The sequence below is a fragment of the Kitasatospora sp. NPDC048545 genome, assembly GCF_040651155.1.
In the GTDB taxonomy this organism is placed as follows: Bacteria; Actinomycetota; Actinomycetes; order Streptomycetales; family Streptomycetaceae; genus Kitasatospora.
Window position 1 is genome coordinate 25,333 of record NZ_JBEZIQ010000043.1, and the last position, 24,912, is coordinate 50,244.

Here is a 24,912-nt window from a genome sequence, read left to right on the forward strand (position 1 = left end):
GGTGCGTCAAGGCCGTTCAGCCGGCGTCCTTGCGGTCGGCGGCCATGCCGACCGCGTCGAGCAGGGCGCTGCCGACGATCAGGTCGGCGCCGCCGAACTCCGCGTCGCGCAGCGGGGTGCCGTCGTCGACGGCGAACAGCAGCCGCTCCTCTCCCTGGCGGTAGGCGGTGCCGACCGGCGGGCTGGCCGCGTGCACGGACAGCAGGGCGACCAGGTACGGCAGGTCCGGGTCCTGCGCACGGGCGTCGGCGAGCAGGCCGGAGAGCCGGCGGGGGGCGTCCGGGGGCAGGTCGAGCAGGACCAGCGCCGCCTCCAGCTGGGCCTCGGAGAACCGGCTGTCGTCCGGGGTGGCGACCAGGTCCGGGTCGGGCAGCTCGGCGCCGAGGTGCTCGCGCTCGACCGGCGGGGTGAGCAGCAGGTCGACCAGGTCGGCGACCCGGACCGAGACCGGGGTGCGCAGGCCGGCGCCGCGGGCGAAGAACGCGTCGGTCGGGCGGGCGGCCTGCTCCACCGGCAGCCGCAGCACCGGGGCGAGCAGCTGCCCGTACAGGTCGATGCCGCTGCGGGCGCCGGGGGTGGCGAAGGCCTGCCGGTCCTGCTCGGCGCGGAACAGCGGGCCGGCCTCCAGCAGGCGGGTCTGCAGCTGGGTGTGACGGCGGATGCAGTCCTTGACGATGTCGACCAGCTCGGCGGCGCGGCGCTTGTGCTCCGGGTCCTCGGCCTCGTCGCGGGCCTTGCGGATGTTGGTGAGAATCGCGTTCTCGTGCCGGTAGCGGTCGGCGATGTGGTCCAGCGCCTCCTCGATGAGGTCCGGGACGGCGCGCATCCAGTCGACCGCGCGGACGTTGCGTCGGGTGGCGTCGAGGGCGCGGCGCAGCGTCTCGGCGTACTGGACGGTGCGGTAGCGGGCCTGCTCGGCGGCGAGCTGGGCGTCGGCCAGGCGGCCGCGGCGGATCAGCACCTCCAGCTTGACCTCGGCGGCGATCTGGGCCGAGGTGACGTCGGTGTCGAGCGCGCCGACCAGGACGTTGACCGCCTCGTCGGTGGTGCGCAGGTAGACGCCGCCGTCAGGGCCGGGGACCTCCTCGATCAGCTTGAAGTCGTAGTCGCGGCGCACGTACTCGCCGTCCGCGCCGAAGGTGCCGTAGACAGCGCGGAAGCCGCGGTCCACGCTGCCCACGTTGATCAGCGACTCCAGCACCCAGCGGGCGACCCGCTCGTGCTCGGTGACGGGGCGGTCGGCGGCCTGGGCAGCGACCCGGGGCAGCAGGCGGGCGAGGACTATGTCGCGGTCGGCCCCGGTGTCGAAGTCCATGTTCAGGGTGACCAGGTCGATCGCGGCGAGGCCGACCTCGGCCATCGCGTAGCCGCCGTACTCGCCGGCCAGGTTGACCTTGCGGTTGTCCAGGTCGTGCAGCGGGGCGGTGCAGGCCAGCGCCTTGAGCCGGCGGGCCAGGCCCTCGTCGGCGGCGGGGCCGGGCGCGGGGCGCGCGACGGCCGGGCCGGCGGACGGGCGGAGGCCGGGCTCGGTGGGCGGGTCTGCGATGGCGGTCACGGAGGACAAGATTAGAGGTTCGCACCGACATCGACCGAAACGGACCTTGCGGGCGGACGGAACGGCAGGTGGGAGGCCGTCCGGGGGTGATTTTCGGAACGGTGTTCCACCGATATTCCGCCATTCTCGAACCGACATTCGAGAAAGCCGTGAGGGCGGCGCAATGGTTCGGTGATGATCGACGCATGATCACCCGACTGGCCAAAGCGGGCCTCGCCGCCGCGCTGTCCGTGACCACCCTCACCACCGGTGCCCTCCTCACCACCGGCACCGCCGCGGCCGCGCCGGCCGCCACGGCATCGACCTCCGCGCAGCACGTGACCGTGTCGCAGAGCGGGAACTACCCCGGTGGCTTCTTCACCTCCGGCAACATGTCGGCGAGCTGGGTGTCCGCCGGCACCTCGGACCTGACCGGCCCGACCCACTTCACCGTCGACCTGCCCCCGGGCGTCACCACCGACGGCGCGATGTTCTACTCCACGCCGTACGACTACACCTTCACCGAGACGCTCTCGCCCGACGGCCGCCACCTGGAGGCCGTGCTCACCGGCACCCGCGTGGTCGGGAAGAGCGAGTTCATGAAGCTCAACCTGCGCACCACGCCCGGGGTGCCGATCACCGGCGTGATCACGGTGACGGCTGCCAACCCGAACGACACCGACCCGACCGGCCACGTCTCCAGGTACGACCTGGGCACCCACGGCTACCTGCCGGCGACCGTCCAGGCCGCCCCGGCCGTCACCGGCGTCGACACCACCACAGGCCCGGGCACCGGCGGCACCGCGGTGACCGTCAGCGGTACCGACCTCTCCCACGGCATGGTGCTGGTCGGCGGCGTCCCGGCGCCCGGCAGCTGCACCGACACCGCCTGCACGGTGACCACGCCGGGCGGCTCGGGCAGCGCGCCGGTCAGTGTGGTGACGCCCGGCGGCACCGCCGTCGCGTCGACCGCCTTCGACTACACCGGCGCCGCTCCCCCGGCCCCGCCCGCCCCGGCGGTCAGCAGCCTGAGCCCGGCCGCCGGCGCGGTCGCCGGGGGCACCAGGGTCAACGTGATCGGCAGCAACCTGACGTACGGGACGGTCGCGTTCGGCGGGGTGCCGGCCACGCACGTCTCCTGCGGCCCGTCCTTCTGCACGGCCACCGCTCCGGCGGGCTCCCGGACCGGGCCGGTCGGCGTCACGGTCACCACGGCGGGCGGGACCAGCGCGCCGGTGACGTACACCTACACGGCGTAGCGACCGCTCTCGGTGCCCGGGTGCTTCGGCGCCCGGGCACCGACGCGTTTCCGGACGTCCGGGCGGCGCCGTGTTCCCGGGGCAGCGTCGCGGCCCTGCACGGCGTCGTGTTCCTGCGTGGCGCCGCGTTCGCGGGCGGCGCCGGAGCCGCCCGACCCAGGGGTAGTTGAACATGTTCAAAAGGGAGGTCTAGAGTCGGTCCCGCGCAGACGGGACAAGGCTCCGCCTGCAGGTTCGGCACGCCGGGTGCGCCCGGCGTGCCCGGCACGGAGGTGTTCGAGTGGACGAGGTGCACACCATGGACGGCGATCCCGCGGTCATCCTTCGCAAGGTCCGGCGCCGGCTGTGGTTCTTCCTGGTCTGTCTGGTGCTCAGCGGCCTGACCGCCTTCCCGCTGGAGACCGAGACCCGCCTGCTGGTCGACTTCACCACCGGCCCCGCCGCCCCGCTGACCGACCACTTCCCCGCCGTGACGGCCTGGTTCGAACGGGTCCACACCGGCATCACCGAGACCAACCGGAGCTACCCCTTCCTGGCCTACGGCACCGACTGGCTGGCCTTCGCCCACCTGGTGATCGGGGCCGCCTTCTGGGGTCCGCTCAAGGACCCGGTCCGCAACGTCTGGGTGATCCGCTGGGCCGCGCTCGCCTGCGGGGCGGTCATCCCGCTGGCCCTGATCTGCGGACCGTTGCGCGGGATCCCGGTGGTCTGGCGACTCATCGACATGTCGTTCGGGGTCTTCGGCGTCATCCCGCTGCTGATCGTGCTGCGGGCCCTGCGTCCGCTGGAACGTTCCTTCCGGGAACCGGTACCCGCGCGCTGAGTCGAGCCGGGCAGCACACCCCGGAGCGGCGCCACGCGGGGCGCGCAGGCCGGGTCACACGCCGCAGGCCTCCGGGCCCGGGTCACGGACAACGGCCTTCATCCGCAGGCCCTACCATCTGGCTCAACAGCTGCTGGGAGGCGGACGGGCGTGGCCGATGCGGTGATCGATCTCAATGCGGACCTCGGCGAGGGGTTCGGACGCTGGACGCTGACCGACGACGAGGCACTGCTGTCCGTGGTGACCAGCGCCAACGTCGCCTGCGGCTTCCACGCCGGGGACCCGTCGACGATGCGCCGGGTCTGCGCGCTGGCCGCCGAGCGGGGCGTCCGGATCGGCGCCCAGGTCTCCTACCGCGACCTGGCCGGCTTCGGCCGCCGTGCGATGGACGTCCCTCCGGAGGAACTCTCGGACGAGATCGCGTACCAGATCGGCGCACTCCAGGTCTTCGCCCGCGCCGCCGGCTCGAAGGTCTCCTACGTCAAACCGCACGGCGCCCTCTACAACCGGGTGGTCGCCGACTCGGAGCAGGCCGAGGCCGTGGTGGCCGGCGTGCTGCGGGCGGGCGCGGTCTGCGACGGGCCACTGCCCGTCCTCGGACTGCCCGGCTCCCGGCTGCTGGAGGTCGCCGAGGGCGTCGGGCTGCCGGTGGTCACCGAGGCCTTCGCCGACCGGGCGTACACCCGCGCCGGCACCCTCGTCCCCCGCCGCGAACCCGGCGCGGTGGTGCACGACCCCGAGGCCGTGATCACCCGCGCCGTCGACATCGCCCGGGACCGCGCGCTGGAGTCCCTCGGCGGGGAACGGATCAGCGTCGAGGCCCGCTCGCTCTGCGTCCACGGGGACACCCCCGGCGCCGCCCAGCTCGCCTGGCGGGTGCGCGGCGCCCTGGCCTCGGCCGGGGTCCGGGTGGAGGCGTTCACGTGACGGGCGACGACGGGGCTGCCGGCGGCGGGGCTGCGGGCGGCGGGGCTGCGGGCGGCGGCGGGCGTCCCGGCGGAGCCGAACGACCTGCGGGCGTGGAACAACGGGGCGGCACGGAGCAGGCGGTCGGCGCAGTCCGGCGGGTCGGCGAGCGGGCGCTGCTGGTCGAGCTGCCCGGGACGGCCGAGGTCACGGCGCTGTACGGATGGCTGCGGGAGCGGCGGGACGCGGGCGCGCTCGGCGAGGTCGCGGAACTGGTGCCAGCCGCCCGCACGGTGCTGCTGGACGGCGTCGCGGACGTCGAGGCGGTGGCGCGGCTGCTGCGCACCGCCCGCCCCACGGCCGTCGAGGCGGACCGCGGGTCGCTGCTGGAGGTCCCGACCGTGTACGACGGCGCCGACCTGGCCGAGGTCGCCGCGCTGTGGGAGGTGTCGGAGGAAGCGGCCGTCCGGATCCACACCGGGCCCGAGTACGTGGTCGCCTTCTGCGGCTTCGCCCCCGGCTTCGGCTACCTCACCGGCCTCCCCGCACGGTACGAGGTGCCGCGCCGGGCCACCCCGCGCAGCTCCGTCCCGGTCGGCTCGGTCGCCCTGGCCGGCCCGTACACCGGCGTGTACCCGCACCCCTCCCCCGGCGGCTGGCAGCTCATCGGCCGTACGGCACTGCCGCTCTGGGACACCGGGCGGGAGCCCCCGGCCCTGCTGGCCCCGGGTGTCCGGGTCCGGTTCTCGGCAGTACGGGCGTGAGCTGCGCGGAGGAGCCGGTACCGTCCCTCGGGGCGGTGCGCGGCGGGACCCCGGGGGCGACCACGAGGGCAGCCGTGCGGACGACCGCGTGGACCCGGCCGACGCGGGTGGAGCCGGCGACCGGCCCCGCGGCCGAAGCCGTCGACCGGGCCGTCGGGCGTGCGTGCGGTTGGTCGGCCGGGTGTGAGGAGGCGGCGATGAGCGAGCTGGTGGTGGTGCGGCCCGGACCGCTGACCACGGTCCAGGACCTCGGGCGGCACGGCGTCGCCCACCTCGGGGTGCCGCGGGCCGGGGCGTTGGACGAACCGGCCCTGCGGGCGGCGAACCGGCTGGTGGGCAACGAACCGGGGGCCGCCGGGCTGGAGACCACGCTCGGCGGGGTCGCCCTGCGGGCCGTGGGGACGGTCGTGGTCGCAGTCACCGGCGCCCCCGCGCCCGTCCGGGTGGACGGACGGGCGGCGGCGTGGGGCGCGCCGGTCGTGCTGCCGGACGGAGCGGTGGTCGAGGTGGGTGCGGCGACCGACGGGGTGCGCGGCTACCTGGCGGTGGCGGGCGGGATCGCCGTCGCCCCGGTGCTCGGCAGCCGCTCGGCGGACCTGCTCTCCGGCCTGGGGCCGGCCCCGCTGACCGCCGCCGACCGGCTGCCGGTCGGCACTCCGACACCGTTCCCGGCCCGGCCCGACCTGGTGCCGCTGCCCGCTCCCCCGGCCGAACTGGTGCTGCGGCTGCGGCTAGGCCCGCGCGCGGACTGGTTCACGGCCGACGCGGTGGCCCGACTGGGCCGCGACGGATACCGGGTGTCCTCGACGAGCAACCGGGTCGGGCTGCGCACCGAGGGACCGGCCGTCACCCGGGCCCGGCACGGCGAACTCCCCAGCGAGGGCATGGTGCTGGGCGCGGTGCAGATCCCGCCGGACGGGCAGCCGGTGGTCTTCCTGGCCGACCACCCGACCACCGGCGGCTACCCGGTGATCGGCGTCGTCCCGGCCGCCGACCTCGCAGCCGCCGCGCAGGCCCGGCCGGGGACGCCGGTGCGGTTCGTGCCGTTGCGGGAGCGCTGACGGCCCGCTTCAACGACCGGACAGCAGCTCGGCGACGGCCCGTTGGGCCGGGTCCGGTTCCGTCCGGACGTCCTCGGCCGCCCAGGCCGCGTTCTGCGGCACCCGGGCGAGGGCCCAGGCCGCAGCGACCTCGCGGTCAGGCTCCGGTTCCTCGGTCGGCCGGTCGAAGCGCCGCCGCAGCGCCCGGGTGAGGCCCCCTCGGCGACCAGGTCATCCCAGCGGTCGGGCAGTGCCGGGAGCAGCTCGAACCCGGGGTGCCCGGCAAGCGGTTCGGGGTCGAGGGCCAGCCAGGCGCGCGGCCGCTCTCCGGGAGCGGGGCGAGGACGTTGCCGTCGTGCAGGTCCCCGTGGAGCAGCCGGTCGCCCCCGCCGGCCCAAGGCCACTCTGCGGGCCCCGGGCGCGCCTCTTCGGACTCAGGGCCCGCCCCCACACCCAGGCGCCCCCTTCGGACCCAGGGTCCACCTCCGGACCCGGGGCGAGTGCGGGCACTCAGCCCACGCCGAGCGCTTCCGCCGCCGCACCGGCGAATCCGTCCGGGTTGTCGAGCATGATGTTGTGCCCGCAGTCCGGGACGGCGACCACCCGGACGCCCGCCGCGCGGAGCCCGTCCGCATCCGCCGGCCCGCCGTCCGCCGCCGGGTGGAGGAAGGTGCGTGGGAGGTCGAGGTCGAGCAGCAGCTCGCGCATGGTCGGCGCCGTCGCCCGGGCGAGGTGGCGGGCGCTGCGGTGGAGCGCCTCCGGACCGGCCAGCCGCATGGTCGACCACCAGAACTGCCCGACCCGCTCGGCTACCTCCTCCCGGCCGCCGGCCAGGAACTCCGCCTCGGTGTATCCCGCGATGCCGCTGCTGCCGAGCCGCTGACGGTCGGGCGCGATCGGGTCCAGGTTGGCGTCCACCATGAGGAGGCGCGAGACCAGCGCGGGGTGCCGGTGGGCGAGGACGATCGCGATCGCGCCGCCCATGCTGTGGCCGACCACCTCGACCCGGTCCGGTCCGGCCGCCCGCACCGCGGCGGCGACCGCGTCGGCGTGCTCCTCCAGCGTGTACCCGAAGTCCGCCGGGCGGTCGCTGATGCCGAACCCGAGCAGGTCCATCAGCAGCGAGCGGCGCCCGGCGAGCAGCGGATGGGCCGCGGCCGCCGCGAAGTAGACCGGCGAGGTGGCACCCAGGCCGTGCAGGTAGAGCCGGGCGGGCTCGGCACCGGGCAGTTCGATCCAGCGGATCAGGTCGCCGTGCGGGGTGACGGGGGCGTGACGCATCGCGAGGGCTCCTCTTCCAGGGGAACGCCGGGAGGTCCCGGACCATCGAGACCATACCTCGACTCCGAGGTATCTCGCCTTCGATATACCTACGGAACGAGGGACCGACATGAGAGGGTGACCCCCATGCTCAAGCTCGCGATCCTCGGCTTCCTTTACGACCGGCCCCTGCACGGCTACGAGCTGCGCCGTCACCTCTCGGCGCTCTCCGGGCACGTCCAGCCGATCAGCGACGGCACGCTCTACCCCGCGATCAAGCGCTTGGAGGCCGCCGGACTGCTGGCCCGCGAGACCGAGCCCGGCAGCGCCGCCGCCCCCCGGCACACCCTGCACCTCACCGAGGCCGGCCATGCCGCACTCCTCGGCCGGTTGCGCGAGCCCGAGCCGCTGGACATCAGCGACGAGAACCGCTGGTTCACCCTGCTCGCCTTCCTGCGCCACCTCCAGGACCCAGCCGCCCAGGCAGCGGTGCTCCGCCGCCGGCTGGCCTTCCTCTCCGAACCGGCGAGCTTCTACTACGACGGCGACCGCCCGATGGGCGCCGAGGAGTTCCCCGACCCGTTCCGACGCGGCCAGCTGCTGATCGCCCGCGCCACCACCGAGGCCGAACTGGCCTGGCTGCACGCGACATTGGCCGAGCTGGACGGCACCGAGCGGTAGCGGGCGGCAGCCGGCGGCAGCGGTCGACCACAGGCGGCAGCGGGTGACGGCCGGCGGGCCGGAAGGCACCGCGGCCCGCGCCGACCGTCGAACGGGTCGGTGCGGGCCGCGGCCGGAAGTCTCGGGAACCCCGGGAATCTTGGGCGCCCCAGGGACCTTCGGCGCCTCGGGAGCCTCGGAGCACGATCGGCGACGGTACCGGTCAGTGCCGGTGGTGGGCGTGGACCACGGCGTGGCCGCGCCCCCGGCCGATCATCCACTTGTTGACCGGGACGGTCAGCGCGAACGCGAGGGCCAGCGAGCCCGCCAGCGCCACCCAGAACAGCAGGTCACCGAGGCCGGCGTCCATCGCCCCGGGGACGGTGACCATCACGGTGTTGTCGATCAGCTCCATCACCAGGATCGACACGGTGTCGGCGGCCAGCGCGACCTTCACCGCCGCGCCGGCGTCCAGACCGGCCTTCAGCACGCCGCGCATGGTCAGCGCGTAGCCGAAGACGAACGCCAGGACGATCGAGATCACCACGGTCGCGCCGTTGTGCAGGCCGAAGGCGGTGCCGAGCACCATGCCGAGGACCTCGCCGATGGCGCAGCCGGTGAGGCAGTGCAGGGTTGCCTGCGCGGCCGTCCGCCAGCTCGTTGCGCCGCCGGCGTCGGCGTGGTGGTGGCCGTGCCCGCCGTGACCCTGGTGGTCTTGTCCGTGGCTCGCGTGGTGCTCGGGCCCGTGGGGCCCATGATTCTCGTGCGCCTCGTGCGCCTCGTGCCGCTCGTGCCCGTGACCCTGGTGCTCCTGCTGCCCGTGGTGTTCGTGCTGTGCGGGGTGTGCCATGTCGTCCTCCGCGTGCCCGGACGCCCGTTCGGCGCCGCTCTCCTCGCTCCGTCGATGATCGAAGCTATACCCCCCTAGGGTATCTAGCAAGCCCTTTGCGACGCCCTCTTCTCACATCCGCGCGCCCGTGTTCGGATGAGGAACATGACGGACGAGCGACGCAAGGGCTACGACGGGACCGGCGAGGGCGCGATCACTCCGGACGGCTGCGCCGTCGAAGTGTGGAGCCGCCTGCCCGCGGGCAACGCCCCGGAGGTGATCGAGGCGGCGGTGCCGCCCGGCGCGAACATCCTCGAACTGGGCTGCGGTGTCGGCCGGATGACGCACCCGCTGACCGAGCGCGGCTTCACCGTGACGGCCGTGGACGAGTCCGCCGAGATGCTGGCACGGGTCCGCGAGGGCGTCCGCACGGTGCGCAGCCCGATCGAGGACCTGGACCTCGGCGAGCGCTTCGACGTCGTCATGCTCGCCTCCTTCCTGGTGCACGCCGGTGATGTGACGGTGCGTCAGAGACTGTTGGCGACGTGCCGACGCCACGTCGCCGAGGGCGGCTGCGTCCTGGTGCAGCGCGAGGGCGAGGACTGGCACCTGAACGTCCCGCGCGAGACCGCGATCGGCCCCGGCGCGTGGTCCCGGCTCGTCTCCGCCACGCCCGTGGGCGATGGCGTGAACTCCGTCCGCTGCGAGTACGAGTTCCCGGACGGCACCTGGACGCAGACCTTCCTGTCCCGTCCGCTCGGCACCGGGGAGTTCGAGCAGGCCCTGGCCGACGCCGGCCTGACGGTCGAGCGGTACCTGACGGAGGACCGCACCTGGGTCCGGGCGCGGCCCGCGGAGTAGTCGCACGCGGCCGGAGGGGGCCGCGCACGCCCGGAACGGACCCCGTACGCAAAGACCGAACAAAGAGTGAACAAAGAACTGTCACTTTCACCCCGTACCATCGGCCGCGCGCCGGGCCCGCGCGCGGCCTGCGGGCCGGGCGGGCGCGGTCGTCCGCACGCCCCTTCCGACCCGCGAGGACCCGCCCATGCCGCCCCTGCCCACTGCCCGACGGATACCCCCGGCGGGTGCCCGGTGATCAACTGGTTCCACGGGGCCGTCCTCGGCCTGATCCAGGGGCTCACCGAGTTCCTGCCGGTCTCCTCCAGCGCCCACCTGCGGGTCTTCTCCGCGCTGCTGGGCTGGGACGACCCGGGCGCGGCCTTCACGGCCGTGACCCAGCTCGGCACCGAGACGGCGGTGCTGATCTACTTCCGCCGGGACATCGCCTCGATCGTCAGGACCTGGGCACGGTCACTGGTCCGCCCGGCGCTGCGCTCGGATCCGGACGCCCGGATGGGCTGGTTCGTGATCATCGGCACCCTGCCGATCGGCATCCTCGGAAAGCTGTTCCAGGACGCCATCGAGACCCACCTGCGCGACCTGCGGATCATCGGCACCACGCTGATCGTCTTCGGCCTGGTCCTGGCCTTCGCCGACCGCACCCGCGCCGTCCGCCACGCCCGCCCGATCACCGACCTCACGCTGCCACACGCGGGCGTCTACGGGTTCGCCCAGGCGCTGGCGCTGATCCCGGGCGTCTCCCGCTCCGGCGGCACGATCAGCGCGGGCCTGCTGCTCGGCTACAGCCGGGAGGCCGCGGCCCGCTACTCGTTCCTGCTGGCGATCCCGGCGGTGCTCGCCTCGGGGGCGCTGGAGCTGTTCAAGATCGGCGAGGGCCCGGCACCCGCCTGGGGCCCGACCATCCTGGCCACCCTGATCGCCTTCGCGGTGGGCTACGCGGCGATCGCCTGGTTCCTCAAGTACATCTCGACCCACAGCTTCCTGCCGTTCGTGGTCTACCGGGTGCTACTCGGCGTCCTGATCATCGGGCTGGTGGCCGGCGGCGTGCTGACCCCGGACGCGGGCGCGGTGAAGTAGAACCACGTTTCAGAACGGCCTCGGAACGGCCCGGGAGCGGCTCCGGAACGGCCCCGGAGCAACCCGGGAGCGGCTCCCGACGAGGGGATGGATCCGAAGAGCAGTGGGCCGGGACACCACGATCGGTGCCCCGGCCCACTCGGCTGTGAGGACCTAACGCCCGAACTCCCGGGCGGCGGTCAGACGGCCGCGCACGGCGGCATGGACCTCGGCCTCCTCGGCCGGATCGGCGGCGAGTCTGCGCAGCCGCTCCAGCACGCGGGCGTCGCCCGTGGTGGCGACGTGGCGCGCGGCGAGCTCACGCGTGGACTCCTCGCAGTCCCAGAGGCACTCGACGGCCGGCCCCTCGGGGAAGTGCACGTCGGTGGCCGCGAGCGCCCGGGCCGCGCGTCCGCGCAGCTCGGAGGAGGCGGCCTCCCCGTAGACGTGGCGCAGGACCGGTACGGCGTCGGCGGCGGCCAGCCGCCCCGCACCGTCCACCAACGACCCGAGCCCGGTACCGCCGACCCCCCGGACGGAGACCCAGCGGCGCAGCCCGGCCACCACCAGCGGCGCGTCCTGCGGCTCACCGGCGTCGGCGAGCAGTTGGACGGCGGCCTCGCCGAGCGCGCTGTCGGCGCCGCCGGTGGCCGGGTCGGCCCAGCGGCGGGCCTGTGCCAGCACCTCGGGACCGCGCATCCGGCCGAGCAGTTCCAGGGCGGCGCGCACGATCCGGTCGTCCACGTCGGCGGCGGCGGCCTCGATCAGCTCGACCGCGGCCGGGTCCCGTTGGTCGACCAGGTAGCGCAGGGCCGCGCGGCGGGCGCCGGGCAGGCCGCTGCGGGCGGCCTCCAGCAGCACCGGCCGGTCCTCGGGCCGGACGACGGCGGTCAGGCAGCGGGCGGCCGCGGCGGCGCGGCGGTCCACCGCGGCGGGGCCGCCTGCGGGGTCGGCGTCGCGCGGGGACTCCGGTCGGGCGTCGGGACGGCCGAGGAAGGCGTCGGCGCCGAGGCCGCCGAGGTCGCCCTGGTCGGCCCAGACCAGCACGTCGGCGGTGGACCAGCCGGGGGTGACCCCGCCGCGGTTGACCTGGCGCTGCCACAGGTCGAACGGGGACTGCTCACCGGCCGCCGCCACCCGCGGGTGGTAGGCCGCCCACAGCCGCCATGGCCGGGGCTCGTACGCGTTGCGGATGAACTCGCGCAGCTCGGCGTCGCCCTCGGGGCCCGGCGGGAAGTGGTCCAGCACGGCGGTGCCAAGCAGCAGCAGGCCCCGGTCGTCGTCGCGCAGGGCGAGCTCGTCGAGGGCCCAGGCCCAGTTGGCACCGGTGGCGGCGTACTCGCGCAGCATCAGCAGCGCGTCGCGCCGGCCGTAGGCGGCGAGGTGGCCGAGGACGGAGAGGGCGAGGCCGGTGCGACTCTCGTCGTCGGTGACGAGGTCCTCGGCGGAGTGGAGGTGGTCCTCGATGCCGTCGAGGGAGGCCTCCAGTTCCATGTAGAGGCGGGCGTAGTAGAGGGATCGGCTCTCGACCTGCCAGTCGGCTCGCGGATCCCTGGTGACGCACTCCTCCAGCGCAGCGATGGCCTCGGCACGGTCGGCGGCCAGCGCATGGAGCTGCCCGTCACCACGGCCTCGCTGCAGGAGGCCTAGGAGGCTGGCACTGGGTGCTATCACTGGCTCGAACATGAGGTCAGCATCCGTTGCGGCGGTCGTAGTGGCAACGGGATTTCCGTCGCCGGGGTCTCTGGTCGGTACTGCGGTGGGCGCCCGGGCGCCGGAATCACCGAAGGTTACCGCCTCGGGCCCTCGGCCGCACACAGGGCGACGAGGTCGGCCGCCACAGTGGCATATGCCAGGGGAATTTTGCCTGCGTTCTGTCCAAATCACCCACGAGGATGAGGACGTTGTGCGACAGTCTTCTCACTACCCGTACGACCCGCCCAAAGCGGGCCGAATCCGAGCGATGGACCCGCCATGAACATGCCCTTAGGCGCCGCCCGCCCGTCGGGCACCGCCACGGTGGACGGCGCCCCGACGGGCGCGGACGGCTGCGGCACGAGCGCCCCGGGCGCGGACGGCCGACCGGGCCGCGACGGCGGCGACGGGACGGGCCACGACGGCACCGGCGGCGACGCCGACAGCGGAACGGACGGCAGAGTGGACGGCACGGCGCGGGAGCCGTCCGGCCCCTACCTCGGCGGCGGCAGCGACGAGGTCGTCCTCGGCTCCGCCGAATGGGACCTGCTGACCGACGGCATCCGCTGGAACGCGGAGACCTACCTCCTCCTCGGGTGCGACCCGGACCACGGCCCGCTCAGCCTCGACCGGCTGCCCGACCGCGTCCCCGAGGCCGACCGGCCACTGCTGCGCCGCATGATGACCGACGCACTGGTGCACGGCCGCGTCGCCGCCGGCACCCTGCGGATCCGTCGGCCCGGCGGACGGCACCACAGCGTCGAGTGCGCGGGCGAACCCGTCCTCGGCGCGGACGGCACCGTCACCGCCCTGCGGATGCTGCTCCGCCCCGCACCGCCGGACTGAGCCCGCCACCACCCCGCGCGGCCGGGACACCGGGCACCGCGGGACCGGACGACCACACCACCGGACCGGGCCGCGACTCCCCCACGCACCCGGGAGCCCGCGCGCCGACCCCGCCCCTCACGTCAGCCGCGGCCGCTTCTTGGCGTCCGCCGCCCGCAGCTCCCGCCCCAACTCGGCCCGCAGCTCGTCCACCACCGGCAGACCCCGGTACGCCGCGGTCAGCCGGTACATCTCGCGCAGCCGGTCCCAGGTCCGGTGCGAGGAGTTCTGGCCGATCAGGTTCATCACCATCTTGGCCTGCAGTTCCGCCGCGTCCGGCTCGCCCGTGATCAGGTGCACCGAGGCCAGGGTGATCCGGTCGAACAGCGCCGAGCGCAGCTGTCCGGTGCCCTCCCGCAGGGTGATCACCCGCTCCGCGTGCCGACGGGCCTCGGGGGCCGCCCCCGGATCGTGCTCGGACAGCGTGCGCAGCACCAGGGCCTGCATGCCGCGCAGTTCGGCCTCGTCGAACACCTGCATCCAGGACGGCGGCGGCTCCGGCGAGTCCTCGGCGAACAGGTCCTCGGCCTCGCCGAGCAGCCGGTAGGTGTCCTGGGAGTGCCCGATCGAGGCGTGCGCCCAGGCCTCGACGGTGTTCAGCATGGCGCGCGTTCTGGGCGCCGGTTCACCGCCGGCCGCCTTGGCCGCCGACATCAGGTCGATCGCGTCGTCGGCCCGGCCCAGGTGGACCATCTGCCGGGCGGCCCGGGAGATCGCTTCGCCGGCCCGCGGCCGGTCGCCCGCCTCCTTGGCCGACTCGGCCGCGATCATGAAGTACCGCTGGGCGGTGGGCTCCAGGCCGACGTCGTGCGACATCCAGCCCGCCAACACCGCGAGGTTGGCCGCGACCAGCCACAGCCGCTGTTCCACGGCGGCCGGGTGCCGGTGCGTCAACAGGCCTCCGACCTCGTTGAGTTGTCCGACCACCGCCTTGCGCTGCAGCCCGCCCCCGCGGGCCGCGTCCCAGGCCCGGAACACCTGCACCGAGCGCTCCAGCGACTCCACCTCGTCGAGCCCGACCGGGCCCGCGTCGTACACATCCACCACCGGGCGTGCCCCGCCCCCGGTGACCACCTGTCGGGGCCCCGGGACGGCGGCCGCGTACGCGACGGCGTCCCCGCCCAGCCAGCCCTTCAGCGAGTCGGCGATGACCGCCCCGGCCGTGAGCGCGGCTCCGGCGCCCACCAATCCACGTCGGTTCAGCATGAGGTCCATTCCCGTGAACTCGGTGAGGACCGCGGCTGTTCGATCCGGCGACCATGGCACTGCTGCGGACGGCTCCGCTCCGGACCTGGTGGGCCGGTGTCGTTCCAGACCGAGGTCCTCAGTGGTGACGACACGGCCGAGCCGCTCCGTGAACACGGCCGCCAGCACCCTCGGCACCGGATCGCGCGGGATCTCCCCCTGCTCGATCCAACGCCGTACCCTCGACGTGTCGGTGGACAGTTGCATCTGTCCCATCGCGGCACTCCGGCGGTTGACCAGCCGCGCGAGTTCGCCCTTCGACCATCCGGTCAGGACGAACAGGTCGGCGAGTCGGGTGTTGGGTTCCCTGCTCAATGAAGCCCCCAGGTTCCTCGGCTCCTCCGAGGCTAGAGGCTCGGGCAAGTGCCAGGCGAGCATTCGCCACCGTTCGCCAGGGCCCGCCAGACTACTAAGCCAGTGCCCGACGGGTGTGTTGTAGGGGTGCGCCACCTCGCCCCCCGGGTCGGACGGCGTCCCACCGGCGTCGGGGCACTCCCCTGACGGTGTCACGGGACGCCCCCGGTACTCACCCGAGGGGGTGGCGCGGCCGGGTGGCGCGGGAGCGCCGGGCACGGCCACGGCATGTCCGGCCGACCGCATTCCCCAGGGTGCGGACGGCCCGAGCAGCGCCTAACCGGGGTCACCTGACCCCGCGTCCGTGCCCGGCGCCCGTGCACCACCCGCCGCACCGCGACGGCGTACGAACCGCCCGCAGCACCGCTCCGCCCGACGCCGTACCGCACCACCCGACGCCTCACCGCACCACCCGCAGGGCCGCCGTCACGCCAGGAAGCACACGGCACCGCCCTCCCCGCCCCCGCGGGGCCGCACCCGCCGACGGACCGGAAGGGACCACCCTCAGCCCATGTACTCCTCAGCGACGACCCCCACGCCGACCGCGACCCGCACCGCGCTGCGCCCCCCCACCGCAGCTGCCGGGCGGCCCGGCCCCAAGCAGGCGCCCCCGGCGAGCCGTCCGGTGGCTCCGCGAGGCGTCGAGGGCCGGGCCACCGACACCCGGGTCGTCCCGACCGGCCGCACCGCGCTGGGGCTGCGCGGCCCCGAGACCGCCCCGCCGGTCGGCGGCCGGATCCCGCTCGCCCGCCAGGCCGACGGCCAGGTGCTGCGCGCCCGCCGGCCCGGCCAGCCGGGCGGGCCGGAGCGGATCGATCCGTCGGCGCTGCAGACCCCGTCGGTCCGGGCCGCGCTGGCGAGCGTCGCGCGGATATGTCCCGCGTTCACCCCGCGCCAGGTCCTGCGCGAGGGCAGCCGCCACATCCTGGTGGCGGGCACCATCGGGCGGGCTCCGGTGGTCGCCAAGTGCCTGGCGCCGCAAGCGGTGCGGAGTGAGTACTTCGAGCAGCTGGTGGCCGACTTCCACCACGAGGTCGCGGTCTACCGGGCGTTCGTCCGGCACCGCCCGCCGGTGCGGCTGCCCCGACTGGTCGCGGCCGACCACGACCGCTGCGTGCTGGTCATGGAGCGCGTCCCCGGCCGGCCGGCCGCCCGGGAGCGCCACCCGGTCAACGCGCCCACCCCGGGCGAGGTGCGGGCGCTGCTCACCGCGGTCCGGACGCTGAACCTCTGGCGGCCACCGACCGACGTGTTCCAGCCGCGCCTGGACTACCAGTTGGAGATCGCCCGCTACCACTCGGTGGGCCAGCTCACCGACCGGGACGCCGGCGACCTGCGCGGTCTGCTGCATGGCCTCGGCCACACCCCGCTGCAGCTCTGCCACGGCGACGCCCTGCTCAGCAACATGCTGCTGGCACCGTCCGGCCCGGTGCTGGTCGACTGGGAGCAGGCCGGCTGGTACCTGCCCGGCTACGACCTGGCGGTGCTGTGGAGCGTGCTCTCCGGGGACAGCGCGGCACGCCGCCAGATCAGCCAACTCGCCCAGAGCGGCGGCACGATGGCCCGGGACGCGTTCCTGGTGAACCTGGTGCTGGTGCTGATGCGGGAGATCCGGCTGTACGACGTGCCGGGCGCCGGCGAGGAGCAGCGGATCATGATCCGCCGGCTCTACGACGACGCCGCGCTCGCCCGCCGGGCCGTCCGGGCCGCCGTCGGGACGCGCTGAACCGTCCTCCCCGCGCCGCCGTTGCCGAACCGCCGCTGGACCGGCCGGTCAGGGTCGGGCGCCCCGTTCCAGGGCCGCCCGGCCCGCGGCCTCCAGGACGGTCTCGTCCGACGCCAGGTGCACCCGGCTGCTGAGCACGTCCCGCAGGTAGCGCTCCAGCGGGTGGCGCCGGCTCAGGCCGGGGTTGCCGGTCAGGGCGACGGCCTGCTGGACCGCCGCCGTCGCGGCCCGGGTGGCCAGCAGGTGGGCCGGGCCGGTGCGGGCGACGGCGTCCGGCTCGCCCCGGTCCACCCGGGGCGCCAGGCCCGCGACCAGTTCCTCGGCGCCGATCAGCTGGGCCTCGATCTCGCCGAGGCCGCGCCGGTAGCGGGGCAGGGTGCCGAGCGGTTCGGTCAGGTTGGCCGGGGTGCGCTGGTTGAGGAAGCGGACCAGCCAGGACTCGGCGGCCCGGGCGACCCCGATCGCCACCGCGGAGAGGGCCAGATCGTGCCAGGCGCGCGAGAGTTCGGCCGCGGGGACGCTGCCGGCGCCGCTCTCGGTGCCGCCCCTCGGTTCGCGGGTGCCCAGGCCGAGCGCGAGGTCGGCCGGCACCCGGACCCGGTCCAGCACCACGTCGTGGCTGGCGCTGGCCCGCAGTCCGAGCTGGTCCCAGGTCGGGTCGATCTCCAGGCCCTCGCTCTCGCCGCGGACCAGGAAGGTCCCGATCCTCGGCTCCTCCTCGTCGGTCCGCGCCGTCACCGCCATCCAGGCCAACGCCTCGGCTCCGGTGCAGTAGGTCTTCCGGCCGGTCAGCAGCCAGCCGTCGCCGTCCCGCCGGGCGACCGTCTCCGGCAGTCCGCCCGTTCCGGGTCCGGGCTCCGCCCGCAGCGTGTTGACCAGCGCGGGGCCGCGCCGGGACTCGGTGAGCAGGCGTCGGTAGCCGGCAGTCGGCCAGTCGGCGCGGCGGGCCTGCTCGGCGTGCCGGAGCAGGGTGAAGGCGGTGACCACGGCCACGGAGGCGTCCCCGCGCCCGAGTCGGGAGAGCAGCCGGACGGTGTCGGAGAGCGTGCCGCCCGGTCCGCCGTACGTCCGAGAGACGGTGAGGGTGAGCAGCCCGGCCTCGTGGACCGCTTCGATGCCCTGGTAGGGGAAGGTCGCGTCGCGGTCGTGCTCCTCGGCCCGGGCGGCGAGCAGGTCGACCACCCGGGGCAGCCCGGCCAGCGCGGTCTCGACCGCCACGCGGTCGGACGCCGACGCGGAGTCCTGCCCGGACGCCGGTCGCCCGGACGCGGATTGGCCGGACGTGGATCCGCCGGACCCGGGTTGGCCGTAATCGGTCCGGCCGGAAGTCGACGGCGGTGCCGGCGGCGCCGGCCGGGAACGTCCGGCGGCCGGGCGGCCGACGCTCGGCCGGGCGCTGGAGGAACGGTCGTCGAGCGGGAGACCGCCGGAGGAGGCTTCCTCGGGCGAACGGTCGGCGGACGGACGGTCGGCGGCGCGGGTCGTCATGTGCTGTGCCTCCGGGCGGCAGCGTGGGCTCGACGGATGCGGGCGGCACGCCGTTCGGGCGCGCGGTACCGATTGGCGGCCCCGGAGGTCGGTTCACGGCCCGCCCCCGGGTCACGGCGTCGACCGGCACCGGTCGACCACCCGCCGCCGGGGGACGGATCCCCCTCAGCGGCCCGGACACGCCGCGCTGGCGGTGCGCCGCAGGTCCAGGTGCCTGCGACGGGTCAGCAACGGGAGACGGCACGGCATGTTCGCGACTGTACGAACCGTTGATCGAAACCGTCAAGCGCCGTCCGGCCCCCGGGCGGGCGCCGGACTCCCGCGCGGGTAGCGGCCCCGGCGGGGCGGTGGCGAGCCCGGGGAGCCGGGGATCAGCCCTGCTGGAACATGTCCGCCGGGAGCGGCTTCAGCAGCTGGTACAGGTCGTCCGAAATCGGTCGGTCCCAGGAGGCGATGGTGACCAGGACGCCGTCGCTGCGGCCGAACTGGGCGCAGAACACGCGTTCCTCGCTGACCTTGACCTTCTTCACGATCAGCAGGTCGTCCCCGAGCATGACCGGGAAGTCCTCGGCCGAGACGAACTCGACCGGCTCGTCGTTCTCCAGCGCCGCGAGCAGCTGCCGCACCTCGAAGGGCACGTCGTCGCCGGTCTCCCGGGCGGGCGAGCCCTCGGGGAGGTTGCCGATGAACATCGCCGGGCCTCTGCCGCCGAACAGGTCGTAGCGCAGGAAAATCCCCTGGCAGGAGCCGTCCGGGCCGGTCATCATGGCCGCACCGAAGTCGCCGGGCCAGTCACCCGGGTCCATCGCGAGCACGTCGAAGTCCGGGCCGGCGGGCTGTCCGGAGCGACGGCGGAGAAAAGACATGGGAACATCGTACGTGTCCGGCACACCACGCTCGCGAGGTGGGTGGGGCACCGACGGGGGACGGGCGGGAGATCGACGCTCAGAGACCAATGTTGACTCTGAGCAACCGTCCGGGCTACGTTCGGTTCAGCACGACAGCCGTTCTGGGTTTCACCCTCCGGGGGGACGGCATGTCGCAACGCGGCCCTACACGCGTATCCCTCACTGTGCACTCGTCGTGCCGAACTGCCGAGCACCCAGCTTCGTCATCGCACACAGCACGAACACACAAGCCAACAGTTCCACACCACAAGCCAGATCCGCGGGGCCCCGGCCCGTCGCTCCCGTGGATCTGCTCGGGACGCCGCCGCGTGGGGGCGTGCGGGTCCCGAGCATCGGTGCCGTCGTCCGAGTCGCTCTCGGATCCGGCGCCAACCTCCCGGCGACTGCCGGCCCCTCGTGGGCCGGGACCGGCCGACGCACCCCGGTGCGCAGGGGATGACTGGGAGGATGGCCTGGCAGTGCTGCCGGGCCGCACAGCAGGCGCCGTGTCTGGCCGCGTGGGGGCGGTGGGCACGGCGTCTGCCTGTGCTCATACTCTGAGCTGCGTTTGTCTAACAGTCAACAGAAATTCTGACGGGGCACGCTCAATAGATCATCAGTTGTGATGTTCCGACCGGAAAACACCTGCGGAGCGGGGCCCGGTCGGTGTCCGGGCCCCGCTCCGCGACGGTTCGGGCGAGCGGCTCCAAGCGACTCCAAGCGACTTCGAGCCACCTCAACGCGCGGCTCAGGTGAGGTCGAACTCGCCGTCCCTGGCGCCGAGCACGAAGGCCCGCCACTCCGCCGGCGTGAAGACCAGGACCGGCCCGTCCTGCTGCCGGCCGTCCCGCATCCCGATGTACCCGTCCACGAACGCGATCTGGACATCCCCGACACCCTGGCTGCTGCACAGCCACTCCGCACCGGTGAAGTCCACCTTGGGCTTCCCGCTCGGCGTCGGCTCCCGCCGTGCGCCGACGACCTCCGTGTCCGTCCCGCTGTTGACTGCCACTGACCGATCTCCTCCCGACGGCGTTCCGGGACCAGCCTAGTCACACCGCCCCGCCCCGGTCAGCGGGTTGACGAGTCCTCCCCGACCGGGGCACAGCGCCGCCGGAGGAGGTCCGGACTTCGCCGCGAGGGTCGAGGCGTGTCCCGACCGGCAGGGGCGGCAGGCAGCTGCCAGAGTGCTGCCAGGGCGCCGCCCGGCCGACAGGCCCGGGAGAGCGCCCCCGGCGACGTACGGAGCCCTCCCGGGCCCGCACGGGGCCGGACCGCACCCCCGCCCGCCCCACCCACCGAACCCGCCCAAGGGAGCAGCCGATGAGCCGCCGGGACGGCACCCGCGCCGACGTCATCCCCATCTCCGACGCCCCCTCGGCCCACCCCCCGGCACCCCGTACGCCGCCCTCGGCCACGCCGCTGCCCCGGCCGACCCCCGCCCGGCCCCCCGCACACGGCCGGGTCGGCGTCGTCCTGGTCTCGCACAGCCAGGAACTGGCCACCGCCGTACGCGACCTCGCGCTCGCATTGACCGGATCCGACTCCCCCGCCCCGGTCTCCGCGACCGGCGGCGACCCGTCGGACGGGCCCGGAATCAGCGCCGTCCTGGTGGCGGCCGCGACCCGCCGGGTGGACCAGGGCCACGGCGTGGTGGTGCTCGCCGACCTGGGCGGCGCCGTCACCACCGTCCGCACCCTGCTGTCCGACGCCGACGAGCACGGCCTGCCGTTCCCGGTCCGGTTCGCCGACGCCCCGTTCGTCGAGGGCGCCGTGGCCGCGGCCGCCACCGCCACCGCGGGCGGCGACCTCGCGGCGGTGCTGGACGCCGCGGAGGAGGCCTACCGGCAGCACAAGGGCTGACCGGAGCCGGGGCCGTGCTCAGGGGTGGGCCGTGCTCAGGGGCGCTCCTTGCCCTCCCAGCTGAAGACGGCCGGACCCTCGCACCCCAGCGCGTGGCGCAGCCGCTCGTGCTCGGACTCGATCATCGGCGGCAGCGCGTCCAGCGCGAACCAGCCGACCTCCAGCGACTCGTCGTCGTTCACCCGCGCCTCACCGCCGACCGCGCGGCAGCGGAAGGTCAGCACCAGGTACTGCGTCACATCGCCGTTCGGGTAGGTCACCTCGGGCGAAACGGTGACCGAGGCCAGCAGCTCGGGCACCGCCACCACCCCCGTCTCCTCCTCGCACTCGCGCACCACACCGTCGGCGGGCTGTTCCCCGGGGTCGAGGATGCCGCCGACAGGCGCCCAGCGGCCGTCGTCGGCGCGACGGGCGAGCAACACCCGGTCGTGGTCGTCGAGCACGACGGCGACGACGGCGCTCAGCCAGAGCGGGCGGTGGCCCACGAGGGAACGGAGGTCGGCGAGGAAGGGGGGAATTGCCATGGGGCGCAGCCTAGCCGGGTGGTTCGGGCCGGGTCGGTTCCGGCGGCCGGGCCCGCCGGGGTCGGCTCGGCTCGGCGGTGGGCCGTCAGGATCGGCGGTGGCCAACTCGGCGGTGGGCCGTCAGGATCGGCGGTGGCCAACTCGGCAGTGGCCGGCGCGACCAGCGGCGGTCGGCCCGGTCGGGTCAGCCCCGCCGGTCCCCGCCTGCGCGCAGCCGGTCGGGGGAGGGACGCAGCAGGGCCAGGACGGTGAGGCCGAGGATGTGCAGGTCGAGCCGGGCGGAGCGGTGCTCGACGTACCAGAGGTCGAGCTCGGCGCCCCGGCCGTGGAGCTGCGCCCAGCCGGTCAGTCCGGGGCGGACGGCGAGCCGGACGCGTTCCCGGCAGGAGTAGTGCTCCACCTGGTCGGGCCGGGCCGGGACGGGGCCGATCACCCCCATCTCGCCCCGGACGACGTTCCACAGCCGCGGCAGTTCCTGCAGGCCGGTGCGGCGCAGCAGGGTACCGAGCCGACCGTCCCCGTCGGCCCGGAAGCGCAGGACCTGGAACTCGCGGCCGTGCCGCCCGGTCCGGGTCTGCCGCTGGAACACCGGTCCATCGGTGGTGCAGCGCACCAGGACCGCGATCAACAGGGCCAGCGGCAGCGCGACGACCGCGGCCAGGGCGGCGACGGCGAGATCACCACCGCGTTTCATGAGGCGGACACGGCGCGGTCCGGTCTGCCGCTCATCGCTCCCCCTCTACGGCGATTCGAGCCGGAAGAACGTATTCACAGTAGAGGCACGATGAAGCCGCCGTCGAAGAATGATGAAAGAAGGGGCCAAAGATTGCCCGGCAGGACGATATTCGGTCGCCTTGACCAATTTCGCTCGATCTGCCGTTTCGAAATTCCGAACGCGATCGACATCAGAGTGGGCGGCCCGCCCGGATCCGGTCCGCGTTTGGCGCGCGCTTGGCCCGTGTTCGGTCTGCGCCCGCCACCCGGGCCGTCGACGCACGGAGCGCCGCCCGTCGACGCCTAGAGCGCGGCACGCCGCCGATCGCGGAAGAGACCGAAGGCGATCCGGCCGAGCAGGAGGACACCGGCCGCCAGGCAGCCGGCCACCGCCATCGCCCAGGCCGGGCCGTCACTGTCCGGGACGATCACCGCCACGACGATGCCCACCACCAGGCAGGCCAGGCCCGCCACGGCCAGCGGGAGCTGGTGGGTGACCAGGGCTCCGCCACTGCACGCACGGGCCATCCGGGAGGCGCCGTGCAGGTGGAAGGGATCACGGTCCGCATCTGCCATGAGCCCAAGGTACCCCGGGGCGAGGCGGGAGGCAGCCCGCAGGGAGTGCGGGCCCGACCACGCTGAGCAACCACCGGACGACCCCCGGCCGAGGGCCGGACGAGGGCCCGAGGACGACGGGACGGGGGCGGCCGAAGGGGTGCGACGGGAGTGGCCGCAGGGTCGGATCCGGGGCGCCGTCCGACGGCCGCCCGGGGCCGCGGATGCGCATTCCTACTCCACAATCAGTCCACGAAAAATCCTCGTCCCCCCGGTACAACCATCCCCGCGGTGCAACGGTCTCAATGGCATTGAGTGATCCAGGAGCCGTTCGAGGGACGGGTGTGAATCCCCCACCGAGAACAGGAAAGTCCAGGGGCGGAGCCGCCGACCCCTGGAGTCGGAGGCCGGCTCCGTCCTCCGGCGGTACCGCCACGCCGCTCGGCGAACGAGGGGGAACCGTGCCGCAGTCCCAGTCCACACCATCGATCTCCATGGCCCGCGCCAGGCCCGTGCCCGGCGTGCGCGCGCTGCCACCGCCCGTCGGGTGCGCGGCGGAGCGGCACGAGGCCGGCCGGCACGGCGGGGGCCGTCGCCGACCGGCCGTCGAAACGGAACAGCAGGACCCACGGGGCGAATGGCTGCGGTTCGCCCCCGTCCAGCCGCTGTTCCGGGCCCGGGCCGCCCAGCGCCTCGCCGTGCTCGCGTACCACGGGGTGACCGACCACCGGTCCTTCGGCGCCCAGCTCGACCGGCTCCAGCGGCTCGCCACGCCCGTCTCGCTCACCGCCGTCCTCCAGGCCGTGACCGAGCGGCGACCTCTGCCGCCCCGGAGCGTCCTGGTCACCTTCGACGACGCCGACCGGAGCGTCGTCACCCACGCCCTGCCCGCCCTCCACGCCCGTGGCATTCCGGCCACCGCCTTCGTCATCTCGGAGCTCATCGGCACCGAGCGGCCCTTCTGGTGGCACGAGGCCGACTTCCTCGCCCGGCACGGCGGCCGCGCCCGCTCGCTCGACTGCGGCCACCCCTCCCAGCTGCTCCGCCGGCTCAAGGCCATGCCCGACCCGGACCGCCGGCGCAGCCTGCACGAACTGCGGGTCAGCGCCGACCGCCGACCGCCCAGCCAGGAGCAGCTCACCCCCGCCGACCTCCTCGCCCTGCGGGACGGCGGCGTCGCGATCGGCAACCACACCCAGGGGCACCCGTGCCTCGGGCGCTGCGACGACGACACCGTCCGCGCCGAGATCACCGGCGCCCACGAGGCCCTCACCCGCTGGCTCGGCGAGCCGCCGACGGCGTTCGCCTACCCGGACGGCGGCCACGACCCGCGTGCCGAAACCGTTCTGCAGGAGCTCGGCTACCGCCTCGGCTTCCTCTCCGACCACCGCCTGGGCCCCCGCCTCCCCTCCCACCCCCTGCAGATCAGCCGCCTCCAGGTCGACTCGGCCACCACCACCCGCCGCTTCGACACCATCCTCTCCGGCCTCGAACCGGCCTACCGCCGCTGGCGCCGCCAGGCCGTCGCCTGACCCCGGTGCGTGGGAAGTCGGCCCGGCCGACTTCCCACGCCGCACCAACCGGCCGCACGGCCGGTTGGTCGCATGGCCGGTTGGTCGCATGGCCGGGTGCCGCACCGCCACCCGGGCGTCATGTGCCTGCCAGTCACGCACAATGCCTATTCGGCACGAATGCACCCTTTCCCGCTATCTACGCGAGTAGTGCCGCCGCGCGTGTCGGCGTCATCGGATCTACGCGAGTAGCTCTCGGCTGCGAATTGCCGGGCGGACATTGCCGGACAGAGAAGCCGAATCGCCCAAAATCCCGCGCAGTCGACACCATCACCACACGCCGGCAACACGAGATGCCACCAAGCCCCTCGCATGGGAAGTCGACCGATCCGACTTCTCGTACCCGACAGGAACTTCTACGCGAGTAGATACAGTCCACCCCATAACGCGGCACACTCGACTCTCCGAAC

24 protein-coding genes and 1 pseudogene are annotated in these 24,912 nt (G+C 74.4%); 12 read left to right on the top strand and 13 right to left on the bottom strand.

All coding sequences use genetic code 11. From position 1 onward, the window contains the following. Positions 1–16: 16 nt before the first annotated feature. Entirely contained in the window at positions 17–1,546 is a 1,530-nt protein-coding gene (locus AB0D10_RS32375) for a hypothetical protein (RefSeq protein ID WP_360262579.1), read from the bottom strand. A 194-nt stretch (positions 1,547–1,740) separates the two neighbouring features. On the opposite strand from AB0D10_RS32375, the gene AB0D10_RS32380 reads away from it, so the two are divergent. From AB0D10_RS32380 to AB0D10_RS32400, 5 genes are all read left to right on the top strand, one after another. Continuing rightward, positions 1,741–2,793, top strand: a complete 1,053-nt coding sequence (locus tag AB0D10_RS32380) for an IPT/TIG domain-containing protein (RefSeq protein ID WP_360262529.1) — start codon at positions 1,741–1,743, stop codon at positions 2,791–2,793. 298 nt (positions 2,794–3,091) lie between these two features. After that, positions 3,092–3,616, top strand: coding sequence for a hypothetical protein (locus AB0D10_RS32385; protein ID WP_360262580.1), 525 nt, complete (start codon positions 3,092–3,094; stop codon positions 3,614–3,616). 150 nt (positions 3,617–3,766) lie between these two features. Continuing rightward, the gene (locus AB0D10_RS32390) at positions 3,767–4,543 is read left to right on the top strand and encodes a 5-oxoprolinase subunit PxpA (RefSeq protein WP_360262530.1); all 777 of its coding nucleotides are present in this window, start codon (positions 3,767–3,769) and stop codon (positions 4,541–4,543) included. Positions 4,544–4,635: 92 nt separating this feature from the next. Continuing rightward, a complete protein-coding gene (pxpB, locus tag AB0D10_RS32395) occupies positions 4,636–5,286 on the top strand; it encodes a 5-oxoprolinase subunit PxpB (RefSeq protein ID WP_360262531.1) in 651 nt (216 codons plus the stop codon). 197 nt (positions 5,287–5,483) lie between these two features. Continuing rightward, entirely contained in the window at positions 5,484–6,347 is an 864-nt protein-coding gene (locus AB0D10_RS32400; protein ID WP_360262532.1) for a biotin-dependent carboxyltransferase family protein, read from the top strand. Positions 6,348–6,497: 150 nt separating this feature from the next. On the opposite strand, the pseudogene AB0D10_RS32405 reads toward AB0D10_RS32400, so the two are convergent. Next, positions 6,498–6,711: pseudogene (locus AB0D10_RS32405) on the bottom strand (aminoglycoside phosphotransferase family protein); the annotation flags it as partial. Between the two features lie 125 nt (positions 6,712–6,836). Beyond that, the gene (locus AB0D10_RS32410; protein ID WP_360262533.1) at positions 6,837–7,607 is read right to left on the bottom strand and encodes an alpha/beta fold hydrolase; all 771 of its coding nucleotides are present in this window, start codon (positions 7,605–7,607) and stop codon (positions 6,837–6,839) included. Positions 7,608–7,733: 126 nt separating this feature from the next. On the opposite strand from AB0D10_RS32410, the gene AB0D10_RS32415 reads away from it, so the two are divergent. Next, positions 7,734–8,267: a PadR family transcriptional regulator gene (locus AB0D10_RS32415; RefSeq protein ID WP_360262534.1), complete on the top strand. Its 534-nt coding sequence runs from the start codon at positions 7,734–7,736 to the stop codon at positions 8,265–8,267. 202 nt (positions 8,268–8,469) lie between these two features. Here the strand turns inward: AB0D10_RS32415 and AB0D10_RS32420 are convergent, their stop codons facing one another. Continuing rightward, positions 8,470–9,096, bottom strand: a complete 627-nt coding sequence (locus AB0D10_RS32420; RefSeq protein ID WP_360262535.1) for a DUF4396 domain-containing protein — start codon at positions 9,094–9,096, stop codon at positions 8,470–8,472. Positions 9,097–9,240: 144 nt separating this feature from the next. On the opposite strand from AB0D10_RS32420, the gene AB0D10_RS32425 reads away from it, so the two are divergent. Next, positions 9,241–9,936 (top strand): class I SAM-dependent methyltransferase, encoded by a 696-nt coding sequence (locus AB0D10_RS32425; protein ID WP_360262536.1) that lies wholly within the window; start codon positions 9,241–9,243, stop codon positions 9,934–9,936. A 237-nt stretch (positions 9,937–10,173) separates the two neighbouring features. Further along, entirely contained in the window at positions 10,174–11,016 is an 843-nt protein-coding gene (locus AB0D10_RS32430) for an undecaprenyl-diphosphate phosphatase (protein WP_360262581.1), read from the top strand. Positions 11,017–11,169: 153 nt separating this feature from the next. On the opposite strand, the gene AB0D10_RS32435 is transcribed toward AB0D10_RS32430, so the two are convergent. Then, the gene (locus tag AB0D10_RS32435; RefSeq protein ID WP_360262537.1) at positions 11,170–12,681 is read right to left on the bottom strand and encodes a HEAT repeat domain-containing protein; all 1,512 of its coding nucleotides are present in this window, start codon (positions 12,679–12,681) and stop codon (positions 11,170–11,172) included. Positions 12,682–12,969: 288 nt separating this feature from the next. Between AB0D10_RS32435 and AB0D10_RS32440 the strand changes: the two genes are divergently transcribed. Beyond that, positions 12,970–13,536, top strand: a complete 567-nt coding sequence (locus AB0D10_RS32440; RefSeq protein ID WP_360262538.1) for a PAS domain-containing protein — start codon at positions 12,970–12,972, stop codon at positions 13,534–13,536. Positions 13,537–13,653: 117 nt separating this feature from the next. On the opposite strand, the gene AB0D10_RS32445 is transcribed toward AB0D10_RS32440, so the two are convergent. Then, entirely contained in the window at positions 13,654–15,135 is a 1,482-nt protein-coding gene (locus AB0D10_RS32445; protein ID WP_360262539.1) for a hypothetical protein, read from the bottom strand. Between the two features lie 550 nt (positions 15,136–15,685). On the opposite strand from AB0D10_RS32445, the gene AB0D10_RS32450 reads away from it, so the two are divergent. Beyond that, positions 15,686–16,900, top strand: coding sequence for a phosphotransferase (locus AB0D10_RS32450; protein WP_360262540.1), 1,215 nt, complete (start codon positions 15,686–15,688; stop codon positions 16,898–16,900). A gap of 48 nt (positions 16,901–16,948) precedes the next feature. Here the strand turns inward: AB0D10_RS32450 and AB0D10_RS32455 are convergent, their stop codons facing one another. From AB0D10_RS32455 to AB0D10_RS32470, 4 genes are all read right to left on the bottom strand, one after another. Further along, a complete protein-coding gene (locus AB0D10_RS32455) occupies positions 16,949–18,118 on the bottom strand; it encodes an acyl-CoA dehydrogenase family protein (RefSeq protein ID WP_360262541.1) in 1,170 nt (389 codons plus the stop codon). A 435-nt stretch (positions 18,119–18,553) separates the two neighbouring features. Next, complete coding sequence (locus AB0D10_RS32460) at positions 18,554–18,637, bottom strand: putative leader peptide (protein ID WP_350526312.1); 84 nt, start codon at positions 18,635–18,637, stop codon at positions 18,554–18,556. A 122-nt stretch (positions 18,638–18,759) separates the two neighbouring features. Next, positions 18,760–19,254, bottom strand: coding sequence for a hypothetical protein (locus AB0D10_RS32465; protein WP_030058989.1), 495 nt, complete (start codon positions 19,252–19,254; stop codon positions 18,760–18,762). Between the two features lie 769 nt (positions 19,255–20,023). Beyond that, complete coding sequence (locus tag AB0D10_RS32470) at positions 20,024–20,212, bottom strand: DUF397 domain-containing protein (protein ID WP_360262582.1); 189 nt, start codon at positions 20,210–20,212, stop codon at positions 20,024–20,026. 386 nt (positions 20,213–20,598) lie between these two features. Here AB0D10_RS32470 and AB0D10_RS32475 point away from each other — a divergent pair, with 386 nt between their 5' ends. After that, the gene (locus AB0D10_RS32475; protein ID WP_360262542.1) at positions 20,599–21,138 is read left to right on the top strand and encodes a PTS fructose transporter subunit IIA; all 540 of its coding nucleotides are present in this window, start codon (positions 20,599–20,601) and stop codon (positions 21,136–21,138) included. 35 nt (positions 21,139–21,173) lie between these two features. Here AB0D10_RS32475 and AB0D10_RS32480 read toward each other — a convergent pair whose 3' ends face one another. From AB0D10_RS32480 to AB0D10_RS32490, 3 genes are all read right to left on the bottom strand, one after another. Beyond that, positions 21,174–21,662 carry an NUDIX domain-containing protein gene (locus tag AB0D10_RS32480; RefSeq protein ID WP_360262543.1) on the bottom strand — a complete coding sequence of 163 codons (489 nt, stop codon included), beginning with the start codon at positions 21,660–21,662 and terminating at the stop codon, positions 21,174–21,176. A 184-nt stretch (positions 21,663–21,846) separates the two neighbouring features. Beyond that, positions 21,847–22,356: a sugar transferase gene (locus AB0D10_RS32485; RefSeq protein ID WP_360262544.1), complete on the bottom strand. Its 510-nt coding sequence runs from the start codon at positions 22,354–22,356 to the stop codon at positions 21,847–21,849. Positions 22,357–22,679: 323 nt separating this feature from the next. Next, on the bottom strand, positions 22,680–22,952 hold the full coding sequence (locus AB0D10_RS32490) for a hypothetical protein (protein ID WP_360262545.1): 273 nt from the start codon (positions 22,950–22,952) through the stop codon (positions 22,680–22,682). 473 nt (positions 22,953–23,425) lie between these two features. Between AB0D10_RS32490 and AB0D10_RS32495 the strand changes: the two genes are divergently transcribed. Beyond that, entirely contained in the window at positions 23,426–24,463 is a 1,038-nt protein-coding gene (locus tag AB0D10_RS32495; RefSeq protein ID WP_360262546.1) for a polysaccharide deacetylase family protein, read from the top strand. The last annotated feature ends 449 nt before the right edge of the window (positions 24,464–24,912 follow it).

Coding starts and splice junctions, on each gene's coding strand:
- AB0D10_RS32380 (WP_360262529.1), top strand. CDS start 1,741: ATGATCACCCGACTGGCCAAAGCGGGCCTCGCCGCCGCGCTGTCCGTG.
- AB0D10_RS32385 (WP_360262580.1), top strand. CDS start 3,092: ATGGACGGCGATCCCGCGGTCATCCTTCGCAAGGTCCGGCGCCGGCTG.
- AB0D10_RS32400 (WP_360262532.1), top strand. CDS start 5,484: ATGAGCGAGCTGGTGGTGGTGCGGCCCGGACCGCTGACCACGGTCCAG.
- AB0D10_RS32410 (WP_360262533.1), bottom strand. CDS start 7,607: ATGCGTCACGCCCCCGTCACCCCGCACGGCGACCTGATCCGCTGGATC.
- AB0D10_RS32415 (WP_360262534.1), top strand. CDS start 7,734: ATGCTCAAGCTCGCGATCCTCGGCTTCCTTTACGACCGGCCCCTGCAC.
- AB0D10_RS32420 (WP_360262535.1), bottom strand. CDS start 9,096: ATGGCACACCCCGCACAGCACGAACACCACGGGCAGCAGGAGCACCAG.
- AB0D10_RS32425 (WP_360262536.1), top strand. CDS start 9,241: ATGACGGACGAGCGACGCAAGGGCTACGACGGGACCGGCGAGGGCGCG.
- AB0D10_RS32435 (WP_360262537.1), bottom strand. CDS start 12,681: ATGTTCGAGCCAGTGATAGCACCCAGTGCCAGCCTCCTAGGCCTCCTG.
- AB0D10_RS32440 (WP_360262538.1), top strand. CDS start 12,970: ATGAACATGCCCTTAGGCGCCGCCCGCCCGTCGGGCACCGCCACGGTG.
- AB0D10_RS32450 (WP_360262540.1), top strand. CDS start 15,686: ATGTACTCCTCAGCGACGACCCCCACGCCGACCGCGACCCGCACCGCG.
- AB0D10_RS32460 (WP_350526312.1), bottom strand. CDS start 18,637: ATGCCGTGCCGTCTCCCGTTGCTGACCCGTCGCAGGCACCTGGACCTG.
- AB0D10_RS32465 (WP_030058989.1), bottom strand. CDS start 19,254: ATGTCTTTTCTCCGCCGTCGCTCCGGACAGCCCGCCGGCCCGGACTTC.
- AB0D10_RS32475 (WP_360262542.1), top strand. CDS start 20,599: ATGAGCCGCCGGGACGGCACCCGCGCCGACGTCATCCCCATCTCCGAC.
- AB0D10_RS32480 (WP_360262543.1), bottom strand. CDS start 21,662: ATGGCAATTCCCCCCTTCCTCGCCGACCTCCGTTCCCTCGTGGGCCAC.
- AB0D10_RS32485 (WP_360262544.1), bottom strand. CDS start 22,356: ATGAAACGCGGTGGTGATCTCGCCGTCGCCGCCCTGGCCGCGGTCGTC.
- AB0D10_RS32490 (WP_360262545.1), bottom strand. CDS start 22,952: ATGGCAGATGCGGACCGTGATCCCTTCCACCTGCACGGCGCCTCCCGG.
- AB0D10_RS32495 (WP_360262546.1), top strand. CDS start 23,426: ATGGCCCGCGCCAGGCCCGTGCCCGGCGTGCGCGCGCTGCCACCGCCC.